The sequence below is a fragment of the Rhodococcus sp. IEGM 1318 genome, assembly GCF_033142465.1.
Taxonomy (GTDB): Bacteria; Actinomycetota; Actinomycetes; order Mycobacteriales; family Mycobacteriaceae; genus Rhodococcus_F; species Rhodococcus_F qingshengii_B.
Genome location: NZ_JAWLSC010000036.1, coordinates 1 through 10,650, shown reverse-complemented (window position 1 = coordinate 10,650; position 10,650 = coordinate 1). Strand labels below are relative to the sequence as shown.

At 61.1% G+C, this 10,650-nt stretch carries 8 protein-coding genes; 2 read left to right on the top strand and 6 right to left on the bottom strand.

The genetic code is table 11. The annotated features are described in order from the left end of the window. Positions 1 to 82: 82 nt before the first annotated feature. Genes R4P65_RS32640 through R4P65_RS32625 form a run of 4 tightly spaced genes read right to left on the bottom strand, consistent with a single transcriptional unit; the run spans position 83 to position 5,239 of the window. A complete protein-coding gene (locus R4P65_RS32640; RefSeq protein WP_230813144.1) occupies positions 83 to 580 on the bottom strand; it encodes a PaaI family thioesterase in 498 nt (165 codons plus the stop codon). Positions 581 to 583: 3 nt separating this feature from the next. Continuing rightward, positions 584 to 2,383 (bottom strand): class I adenylate-forming enzyme family protein, encoded by a 1,800-nt coding sequence (locus R4P65_RS32635; protein WP_317829639.1) that lies wholly within the window; start codon positions 2,381 to 2,383, stop codon positions 584 to 586. Then, the gene (locus R4P65_RS32630; RefSeq protein WP_317829638.1) at positions 2,380 to 3,576 is read right to left on the bottom strand and encodes a thiolase family protein; all 1,197 of its coding nucleotides are present in this window, start codon (positions 3,574 to 3,576) and stop codon (positions 2,380 to 2,382) included. The genes R4P65_RS32635 and R4P65_RS32630 overlap by 4 nt, the downstream gene beginning before the upstream one ends. Positions 3,577 to 3,580: 4 nt before the next feature. Next, a complete protein-coding gene (locus R4P65_RS32625) occupies positions 3,581 to 5,239 on the bottom strand; it encodes an aldehyde dehydrogenase family protein (RefSeq protein WP_317829637.1) in 1,659 nt (552 codons plus the stop codon). A gap of 323 nt (positions 5,240 to 5,562) precedes the next feature. Here R4P65_RS32625 and R4P65_RS32620 point away from each other — a divergent pair, with 323 nt between their 5' ends. Beyond that, a complete protein-coding gene (locus tag R4P65_RS32620; RefSeq protein WP_317829636.1) occupies positions 5,563 to 7,125 on the top strand; it encodes a class I adenylate-forming enzyme family protein in 1,563 nt (520 codons plus the stop codon). A gap of 66 nt (positions 7,126 to 7,191) precedes the next feature. Then, the gene (locus R4P65_RS32615; protein WP_317829635.1) at positions 7,192 to 8,160 is read left to right on the top strand and encodes a nitronate monooxygenase; all 969 of its coding nucleotides are present in this window, start codon (positions 7,192 to 7,194) and stop codon (positions 8,158 to 8,160) included. A gap of 88 nt (positions 8,161 to 8,248) precedes the next feature. Here R4P65_RS32615 and R4P65_RS32610 read toward each other — a convergent pair whose 3' ends face one another. Then, positions 8,249 to 9,442, bottom strand: a complete 1,194-nt coding sequence (locus R4P65_RS32610) for a thiolase family protein (RefSeq protein WP_230813150.1) — start codon at positions 9,440 to 9,442, stop codon at positions 8,249 to 8,251. Positions 9,443 to 9,542: 100 nt separating this feature from the next. After that, complete coding sequence (locus tag R4P65_RS32605) at positions 9,543 to 10,439, bottom strand: helix-turn-helix domain-containing protein (protein WP_317829634.1); 897 nt, start codon at positions 10,437 to 10,439, stop codon at positions 9,543 to 9,545. Between the last annotated feature and the right edge of the window lie 211 nt (positions 10,440 to 10,650).

The following is a 10,650-nucleotide window of genomic DNA, read 5'->3' as shown; positions in this document are numbered from 1 at the left end:
AGAAGGTAGGGGTTGTCTTCGCCGCCGTTCACGGGACGTGCGACCGCGATCGGCGCCTCGCCGGCAGGCAACTGAGTATTCGTCATCGTTTTCCTTCCATCGATTTGAGCTCCGGTCCCATCCGGGGCCGGATCACCAACTGCGTGCATCGGAACTCGGCGATACGCCGGCCTTCCTCGTCCAGGACGCTCGCATCCCAGAGGTGAGTGCGTCGCCCACAGTGGACGGGCGTGGCGACCGCCGTGACCATTCCCGATCGTGCGGTTCCGAGGTAGTTCGTCTTGATTTCGAGTGTGGTGAAGGAATCACCGTCCGCCAGTGCCAGGCGTGTGCCGATTCCGCAAGCCGTATCTGCCAGTGCAACAACAGTTGCCGCGTGCAGATATCCGTTGGGTGCCAAGAGTTCTTCCCTAACGGTCAGATCGGCGATGACCGATTCTGCCGAGGCTTTGCGGATGCGCATGCCGATCAGGCCCGGCAGTCGCCCTTGAAGCATGGCGTTCAGCTCATCGGTCAGTGGGAGGTCGACGCCGGTAGGTGTTGCTCTCGGAAGCCCTACCGGGGATTGGTTCCGGCTCATCGATCACAGATTCTGTGCGATGTGGACTCGCAGGTCGCGGCGCTGTAATTTCCCGACCGGGTTGCGCGGCAGCTCCTCGACTGTGACGAGCCGTTCGGGCAATTTGAACGACGCGATGTCCTTGGCACGCAGGAATTCCACCAGTGCGTCGAGTGAGACACTCGCCTCAGGCATGGGAACTACGACGGCACAGCACTTCTCGCCGAGGACAGCGTCGTCGTAGCCGACGATCGCAATGTCCGAGACGTGGGGATGCTCGAGGAGTAGTCCCTCGATCTCTGCCGGCGCGATGTTCATTCCGCCTCGGATGATGATTTCCTTGCTGCGGTCGACGAACTTGAGGTACTCGCCGGATTCTCCGCACAGTTCGAAAACATCACCGCTGCAAAGGTACCCGTCGTCGTCGAACGGGCCTTTCTCTGCGGTTCCCGCGAGATAGCCGGCGAATACCGTCGGCCCCTTCAGTCGAAGTTCACCGCGACCGCCAACCCGGGTGACGACCTCACCGGTCGTCAAGTCGACCAGGCGCACCGAGGTACGTTCTGCGACCGACGTTACCCAGGTCCTGGTGGTGGCACCGTAGTTCGGCAGATACTCGGCTCGGATCATCGGGTCGGGGGTGTCGCACGCAGCCCCGAGCAGACACACGCCTTCATTGGATCCGAAGAAATTGAGAACCTCGATGCCGAGGTCGTTCTGCCAGTCGCGCACTACCCCGGGAGGCAGTGGCGCACCGCCGGATCCAACTGTGTGCAACGACGACAGGTCGAATGTGGAAAGCAGGTTCGGGTTCTGCAGCAGCATGCTCAAGACAGTGGGGGGCATGCTGGCATGGGTGACATGGTGCTGTTGAACCTGGTTGAGGAAGACTGCGATGTCCAATGGATGGTGCTGGACGAGGTGCGCGCCGCTGAGCAGCCACGGCAGCAGGGACGTCGCGAATCCTGCCATATTCACCATTGGGAAGGGACCGAGAATGATTGAGTCCGAGTCGGCCCGGAGTCCGTCCTGCACCGCCCGGCCGATTGCGAGCCAGTCGGCGTGGCACCGGGGGACACCCTTGGGTGCTGCTTCGGTCCCGCTCGTCCAGCAGATCGTGATGCAGTCGTTGACAGTTCGGTCGAGTTGGCTGTAAGCCTTCCGGACTGCGTTGATGTCGTCAGCCGTCGATGAAGCCCCGTCCAACGGCACACCTGCGTTGTCCTGCGATGGTCCGAAGGTGAAGACGCAACGTAACGACGGAGCTACACCGATGAGGGTGAGGGCTTCCTCGTGCGGCGCTCGGTCATGCAGTCGCGTCGCGGTGACGACGGCGACTGCCTCGGACGATTCGACGATCCGGCTCAGTTCGTGTCGTCGGTAGGAGGCTGGCATGGGCGCCGCAATCGCTCCGAGACGCCACAGCGCCAGGTACGTGGAGGCAAGGGCAATCGAGTTGGGCAGCAGGACTGCAACAACGTGACCGGGGCCCACTCCGTGCGCATGCAAGGTTGCGGCGATGTCGTCGATACGTGCATCAAGTTCACACCAGGTCAACGAACCCGGCGAAATCCCGGCGATGTCCGAGAGATTCTGCGGGTCGGTCATGGCAGGTGCGTCGCCGCGTGAGAGAACATGACCGTCGAAGAGGTTGAGAACCGTTTCAGGAAGCCACCATCCACGTTCGAGATGATCGAGGACCCGACTTTCGGGATGGCAAGCGCGCAACTGATTCGTGTGATCTTGATCCATGATGGCATTCACGAGTTTCGTTCCCTTGGATGGCTTGGCAGGCATGGACGACGGGCGGGGGAGAAGAGTCATTGCAGACGCCTGACGACGACGGCAGCGCCCAGTCCGAGAGCCGCCGGAATGGTGATCAGGGCGTACTCACCGTCGATGTGGCGCAGTTGGTCGAGGGCGTTGACCAGCAGCACTGCGCCGCCGGCGCCGAGTGGATGTCCAGTGGCCATGGAACCACCGAGCGGATTCACAATGGCTGGATCGAGCTCGAATTCGCGGGTCATCAACAGCACAGATGCCGCGAAGGATTCGTTCGCTTCCACGACGTCGAGTTGTGGCGCCGTGATCCCGGCGTTGGCCAAGGCGCGCTGTGCTGCCGCCACGGGCGCGGTCAGGAGCGGAGAACGCACTGCGGCTTGCGCGACACCGATCACCTCGGCTACCGGCTCTCGGCCGAGGCGTGCCGACGCGGCACGCGAGCCGAGGACAGCTAACGCTGCGCCGTCGGCGAGTTGAGGCGCGGTCGCCGACGTATGCAGTCCCGTCGCGGCACGAGGCGCGGACGGCAATCGATACGCGACCCGTTCCCACGACCGATCTTCCCCGAACAGTGTCGGTAGTTCGGCGAGCCCGTCGACGCTCAGGCCTGCACGCGGGCCCTCGTCTGTGGAAAGGATCGTCGTGTCGTTCGACCGTACCGCGATGATCGAATCGGATGACGGCGCCGCGAGCGCCCGCTGGTGCGAGGAAACTGCGCACTCGTCGAGTTGCGTTCTGGTGAAGCCGCACTGGGCGGCCGTGAGATCGGCGGAGACTCCGATCGTGACGTAACCTGTGCGGTCTCCGAGCTCGTCGTCGATCGCGAAGGAGGGCTTGTCGGCCATCATCGGGACCCGAGACATCGATTCGACTCCTCCGGTGACTACGACGTCCGCAATACCGGAAGCAACCTTGGCGGCGCCGGTCTCGATGGCGTCGAGGCTCGAGCAACACAGCCTCGACACGACGCCGGCATTCACTTCGTCGGGCCAGCCGGCCCACAGTGCCGCGGCACGCGCGACGTTGCCGCCCTGGTCACCGAATGCGGTGCTTGTCCCGATTATGATGTCCCTGACCAGTTCGGGTGCTAGGCCGCGTTCTGCTGCTGCCGACAACAACTGGCCGAGAAGGTCGTGAGCCGGAACGTTCGCGAGGGTGCCGCCTTGGCGACGGACCCGGGCTTTCGGAGTGCGGATGGCGTCGTAAATGTAGACGCCGGAAGAGAATTGCGACATGCTGTCACCCTTCGATCTGACGGCGGTCCTGGACCATACGGAATCGCCCAGCCACGAAGGATTCGTCGGTCAAGGTGGCGTTGCCAGCCGGGTTCAGCCCGGTGACGTGGTAGTCGCTGTACGCGGCCGCGTACTGCATCGGCATCGACGAGACAAGATTGGCCGACAGCGATGCCCCGGCGTCGGCATAGGCGGCCGCGATATCGTCGATGGCGTTGTCGTCGGCGCAATACAGGTACGAGCTGATTGCACCGTGTTGACGGATGCTTGCTGTCGCGTGCTCGACAGCAGCGTCACGGTCCGCGCAATCGATGAGGTAGGCGACGGGTCCGAATTGCTCGCCGCCGGGCAACTGGTCGCCTCGACGTGGATCGACACGGATCAGTAACGGCGTCACAACCCGGGCCTTCGAGTACTCAGGATGCGCGTAGGCAACCGGATTGCGCACCAGGGTTCCGTTGGTTTCAGCCTGGTTTGCAAGGGAATTGAGTGATTCGAGAGTGCTCTCCGACTGAAGTGCACCACAGATGGCAGCTGCTCGGCGGGGTGTTCCCGCCAGATCATCGATGGCTGCGCTGAGTGCGGCGACCACGTCGTTTCGGGAAACGACTCCGTCGGGTGTGAGGACGCCCGCATCGGGGATGTAGATGTTCTGGGGCGTAGTACACATCTGCCCACTGAACAGTGACAGACCGCCGGCCAAGGTCCGCATCGTCGCGGCCAGGTCCTGAACTGAATCGAGGATCACGGTGTTCACGCCGGCCGTCTCCGTGAATATGAGCGCATTCGAGACGTTGCGCTCGAGCCAGTTTCCGAAGCGCTGGCTACCTGTGAAGTCAACAATTCGAGTGGCCGGATTGGTTGCGAGGTCACCGGCGACAGGGCTCTCGGACGTGTCGACGAGGAGCTGAACCGAATCTGCCGGCAGGCCGGTTTCGCTGAGCACGTCCCGGATGATGCTGACGGCGAGTGCCGTTGCGAGAACCGATCGGGGATGCGGCTTCACGAGCACCGGATTGCCGGTGGCGAGGTTCGCGAGGATCGCAGGATAGGCGTTCCAGGCGGGGAACGACGCGCAGGAAATGACGAGTGCCGTGCCAAGTGGTCGGGGGCGGAAACGCTTGCGCAGAGTCACCGGAGTCTTGCCGAACGTCTGCTGCCAGGTCACCTCGCTGGGAACACGATTCATGGCGGCCCAGGCCATTGCAACGGCCTCCAGTCCACGGTCTAGAGCGTTTGTCCCACTGCCGCTGCACGCCATGGAGAGGCTCTGGCCTGTGGTGTGGGAGGTGACGGCGGCGAACTCCGGTCCACGCTGGTGGATCCGATGCAACGCCTCGAGGCACACGCCGACACGGCGCTGGACCCCAGCGTCACGCAGGTCTGCAGCCACCCGAGCAGCGCCCGCCAAGGCTTCATGTGCGGTGGGTGCGCTGTAGGAGACGTTCAGAGGCTTTCCAGTGTACGGCGAAACCTCGTCAGCAGTGATTGTCGACGTAGAGAGGTCCGAAAGCTGCAGTACGGCACCGTCATAGGCTCCGACAAATTCGTCGGCCTGCCTGGAATCGGGTGGAGTGATGGGGGCAAATCCAGTCCATGCGGTGCGTGACAGATTGGCTTCTACTGCGGCCTGGAGTAGATCCAAATGGACTTCGAAGAACATGAACACTCGTTCCTGTCGGCGGCAAATACAACTCAGGGTTAGAAATGGCACAGAGTTCGATTGAGTGCAGCCAGCTACTCGCGGGGCCTGTGTGTGGATCGGCTAACTGCACGAATCAGATGCTACTACCGCTAATGAAGTTAATCCAGTGAGTCTATGGTTGTCAACGGCCCGTCCTGAAATGCCTTGCGTGACAGATAGCCGCTGGTCTACCTGGCGAATTGTCAACTGCCCTGGGCTTCGCAGGCGAAACGCAGTTGCGGTATCGGCCCTCCTCGTTGTCTACTTCAATAAGTGTAGTTAACTGGAGGGATCGAGTTCGAATGTCAATCGAAAATGTGGTTCTTGGTGCAGCAAGCAAGTACGGCCCCGAAGTGGCCGTGGAAGACGACGAAGGTTCACTGACGTTCTCTCAACTGTCCGACCGAGTACACCAACTGGCAGTCGGACTCGACAAAGTCGGGGTTTCGCCTGGCGATAGAGTCCTCGTACTTCTGCGCAACTCCGTTGCATCAATCGAGGTTGACCTCGCCTTGACTGTCGGGGGATACATACGAGTTGCACTCAACCCACGTGTCGGCGAACGGGACTGGGCAAGAATCGAACAAGACTGCGCTCCTCGTGCGTTGATCTTCGACCCGAGGGTTGACGGAGCGACCGATTTCGTGTCACGGTCGACGGCCGAGATAGTAATCGAGGTGCAAGGAAGTGGCAGCGCGCGGCCCACACTCGATGAAATTATTGCCGATGCACCGTTCGGTGCCTCCCTCGGAACCCTCGACCCTGCATCCCTATGCGCTCTGCATTACTCGTCCGGTACAACAGGTGTACCAAAAGGAGCGCAACGGTCACACGCGAACCGGCTCGCATCGCTGCGCGCAATGCGCGAGCACGTGCTCGAAGGCAGCCTCGACGGACTGGAACCTTCTGTGTTCATCCATGCCGGACCCGTGATCCATACGAGCGGACTGTTCGTCCTCCCACTCCTCGAGGCAGGCGGCCGTCAAGTGCTTCTCGATCATCCTCATCCCGAGGACATGATCGATGCCATCGAAAAGCATGGTGGGACACACACCGCGCTGGTGCCTACCGTCGTAGCACGCTTGTTGGATTTCGATGACGCACGACTCGCGCCGATGCGCCGCCTGCGCATGCTCGCCTATGCGGGCGCGCCGATGCCCGTCGAGCATCTCCGTCAGGCATACCATCGGATCACGCCGAATCTCGTACAGTACTACGGGATGGTCGAAGCGATTCCGCCGTTGACCGTACTCACCACAGCTGATCACCGCCGGGGTGTGACGGAGGACGCGGACGTGCTCCACTCGGTCGGGAAACCCTGCACGGGAGTCGAAATCGAGTTCTGCGACGGCGGCGAGACCGTCGCGGACGGCCAGATCGGCGAACTCGTGGTCAGCGGACCTTCAGTGAGCCCGGGATACCACAACGCCGAAACACGAACCGACCTCGGAAAAAGTCATGACAAAGGACTCCTGTACTCCGGCGACCTCGGATTCCGTGCGACCAACGGTTACCTCCATCTGACCGGTCGCAGTAAGGACATGATCATTACCGGCGGATACAACGTCTATCCGAGAGAGATCGAAGAGGAGCTCTCCGCGATACCCGGAATCAAAGACGTTGTCGTCATTGGCCTTCCAGACCCCCTCTGGGGTCAGCGCATCGTCGCGGCGTACACCGTCGAATCCACCACGACGGTCGACGAACCGAGTGCACTGGCCGAATGCCGACGCCGACTTCCCGACTTCAAACGTCCCAAGTCCGTTCACCACGTCGACGATCTTCCCCTGACACCGTTGGGGAAGATCGACAGGGTCAGTGCAACGCGACTGCTCGAGCAACTCACGCAGAAAGCTACTGGGTGATCGGAAACGACATGCAGTGGTTGAACCCGACATCTGAACCCGAAACCATCTCTTAAGTAGGTACCAATGAACAGCCCGATCCTCACTTCCCTCCGTCTCCCCATCGTGGCCGCGCCGATGTTCTTGGTCTCGGGACCCGACCTCGTCGTCTCGGCATGTCAATCAGGCGTCATCGGTTCCTTTCCCACGCAGAACTGCCGGACCCTCGACGACCTCGACAGTTGGATGGGATCGATAACCGATCGCCTCGGTAGTGGCGCAAACGGTTCCACCAACCCTGCTCCGTGGGCCGCGAACCTTGTAACCCACAGCAGCAACCAACGTCTCGCGGATGACCTTCGTCTCATCGCCGAATACAAGCCCAAGTTGGTCATTACAGCTCTCGGTTCCCCGAAGCCTGTAATGGACGTCGTGAAGGGTTACGGCGGCATCGTGATCGCGGACGTCGTCAACATGACACTTGCGCACAAAGCAGCAGATGCGGGAGTCGACGGTATGGCGTGCGTATCCGCAGGGGCGGGTGGACACACCGGCCATCTCTCCCCGTTCGCCTTCACGTCAGCCGTCCGCGAGTTCTTCGACGGCATGATCATCATTGGCGGCGGAATCAGCGACGGCTTCGGAGTTGCGGGCGCCATCACCGCGGGTGCTGATCTCGTATACATGGGAACTCGCTTCCTAGCGGCGGAAGAGAGCATGGCGCAGCAGGCGTACAAGCAGATGATCGTCGACAGCGGCCCCGATGATCTTGTCGTGAGTGCGTCTGTCACCGGCACTCCGGCCTCCTGGTTGAAACCCAGTCTGATTGCGGCTGGACTGGACCCCGACAACCTTGCGCCGCTGACCGTGGAGAAGAACTACACGGCCGGTGGTGGATCGCTCAAGCGGTGGAAGGACGTGTGGGCGGCCGGTCAGGGACTGCAGACTATCCATGCGGTCGAGCCGGTGAGCAAAATAGTCGATCAGATTGCTGCGGAGTACGGCACTGCGCTGCAGCGGATTTCGGACGGACATCCGGTGAGCGCCGGGGTCTGACGGCGTCGAATCGGTCGACAAGGCGGGCCAGAATGCTGTGCATTCCGGCTCGCCCTGCCGTTGAAACGATCTCGATACCTCGGGGCCCCTACACTTCAACTACGACGGCGATTCCCTGGCCTACGCCGATGCACGCAGTCGCGATACCGATCCCGCCGCCCATACGGCGAAGGTGCCGCATACAGTCGACGACGAGTCTCGCGGCAGATGCCCCGAGTGGATGCCCCAGCGCGATAGCTCCCCCAAAGGGATTTACTCGATCCACCGGTATCTGCGACAACTCGCGTAGGCAGGACAGCACCATCGCTGCAAATGCCTCATTGATCTCGAGTACCCGAATGTCTGCGAAGTTGAGGTTCAAGCGGTCCATCGCCTTGTGTACTGCGGCCACCGGTGCCAGTGCAAAACGTTGAGGTTCCACGCCAACAACCGCCGAGGTCAAGATTCGTCCCAGCGGCTCAACCCCTAGATCGTTTGCGCTAGAACGAGTTCCTACAAGTGCGGCCGTTGCGCCGTCGCTGATAGGTGATGAATTTCCCGCTGTCACAGAGCCTCCCGTGGAGAACGCCGGACGTAACGAGGCGAGTTTTTGCATGCTTGTCTGTCGAATCAACTCATCACATTCGAGGCCGGACAACGGATCCACGAATCCAGTATGGACACCGTCCGACCATGCCTTTGATGCCAGTTCGTGCGACCTCAGGGCCCACGCATCCTGCTCTTCCCTGCCGACACCTCTCTCGTCGGCGATCAACTCGGCTGAACGCCCAAGAGTTTCCACCCAGGGCTGCGGGAATTGAGGATTCACCATCCTCCATCCCACCGTCGTCGAGACCAGCTCGACGGAACGCGGAAATGCGGAATCCACGGGAGGCAGCACGAAGGGCGCTCGGCTCATGCTCTCTGAGCCCCCGGCCAGATACAGATTGCCTTCGCCTACAGCTACACGCCGAGCGGCCGACGCGAGGGCTTCTGCACCGGATCCGCACAGTCTGTTGACCGAGACGCCGGGGATACTCGTCGGAAGACCCGCAAGAAGCGTAGCCATTCTCGCTATGTTCCGGTTGTCCTCACCGGCGCCGTTTGCATTACCCCACAAGACATCCTCAATGCCGGCAGCATCAAAATCTGGGTACCGGGCGATCAAAGAGGCAATGGGCAACGCGGCGAGATCGTCGGCACGTATGTGCGCCAAGGATCCTCGCGCCGCACCGAACGGCGTCCGAGCTGCATCGATCACCCACGGCGCGGAATCTCCAGCGCCGAATGTATTGCTTTTCATGCGAAGTCGTCTTTCGTGAGTGTGGTATTCGGCTAGTGAAGAACCTCGGAGATGTGGACAGACTTCTGTAGTTGGAGGTCAATGGTGAGGTAGCTGTCGGCTACTGTGTTCTAACGTGATCGAACCGCACGCTGGTCCGGTTAAGCCGACTATTGCAGCCACGGCACTTCAATACCGGTTCCACGAGCGCGTCGCACAACCGGTGGCGGATAACAAGGCCTCGCCCCGTCGCATCAGGAAATGCCTGTCCCGACCACCAGATGAACGACGCGTACACGCCGAACAAGTCCATGCCGCGGGCAGTCAGTCGATACTGCTGCCCAGGTTCGCACTTGCGGAGAATGTCAGCCGCGCACAGTCGGCTGAGCCGATCGGTGAGAGTCGTGGGAGAAACATCCAGGGCCGCTCTGAAATCGCCGAACCGTCTGGCACCGGCCAGTGCATACCCGGTCACGAGAGCACTCCAGCGATCCCCGATAGCTTCCATCACCGTATTGAACTGCATGTCCCCGCGCTGTGCGGGCTCGCTTGGAAGTCGACTCGAACGTCGACGGGCACCCGATGTCGATGACCAGACTGCGTCCGATTCTATCTCCACAACGGTGTTGCGTGCGCTGATGTGGTTATCGCATTCCCAACAAACCACAACTGCAGGTCCACGGTGTCCGCACTGCTCATGAACCAACTCAGGTTCCCCGGCTCCTTCTGCGGTCCATTCGCGCTGCCAACCCCACAAGCAGACGAGGATCTGCCACGTCGACAATCCCAACTCGGTGAGTTGGTATTCGTATCGCTCCGGAGTGTCCGGTTGCGGTACTCGGTGGAATACGCCCCGTAGGACAAGGGCATTGAGCCGGTCGGCCAGTATCGCAGGCGGCGCACCCGTGTGTTCGAGCCACTGATTGAACCGGCACGTTCGCTCGAGAAAAGCGTCCCGCAACACCGCAAGTGTGAGTCGATCGCCCAGAAGCTCGAATGTCGCTGACGTTGCGTTCACGATGTCAGAATTCTCTAGATTAAGGTCGATCGTCACTACAGCTCATTCCTCGAAGTCTGAACGCATCGTTCCTGACGCAAACTGGACACGACTGCTGACCATGATTGCAACGAAATGACAGTCCACCACATAATTTGCCAAAATTCCCGCGTAGTCGAGTTGGGCGGTCCCGTCGCGATCTTGCGGATCGTGACGTTCGAACGCCTCCGTA

What these genes read in the sequence shown, in the direction of transcription:
- R4P65_RS32640 (WP_230813144.1), bottom strand. Translation starts at nt 580, where the DNA reads ATGAGCCGGAACCAATCCCCGGTAGGGCTTCCGAGAGCAACACCTACC.
- R4P65_RS32635 (WP_317829639.1), bottom strand. Translation starts at nt 2,383, where the DNA reads ATGACTCTTCTCCCCCGCCCGTCGTCCATGCCTGCCAAGCCATCCAAG.
- R4P65_RS32630 (WP_317829638.1), bottom strand. Translation starts at nt 3,576, where the DNA reads ATGTCGCAATTCTCTTCCGGCGTCTACATTTACGACGCCATCCGCACT.
- R4P65_RS32625 (WP_317829637.1), bottom strand. Translation starts at nt 5,239, where the DNA reads ATGTTCTTCGAAGTCCATTTGGATCTACTCCAGGCCGCAGTAGAAGCC.
- R4P65_RS32620 (WP_317829636.1), top strand. Translation starts at nt 5,563, where the DNA reads ATGTCAATCGAAAATGTGGTTCTTGGTGCAGCAAGCAAGTACGGCCCC.
- R4P65_RS32615 (WP_317829635.1), top strand. Translation starts at nt 7,192, where the DNA reads ATGAACAGCCCGATCCTCACTTCCCTCCGTCTCCCCATCGTGGCCGCG.
- R4P65_RS32610 (WP_230813150.1), bottom strand. Translation starts at nt 9,442, where the DNA reads ATGAAAAGCAATACATTCGGCGCTGGAGATTCCGCGCCGTGGGTGATC.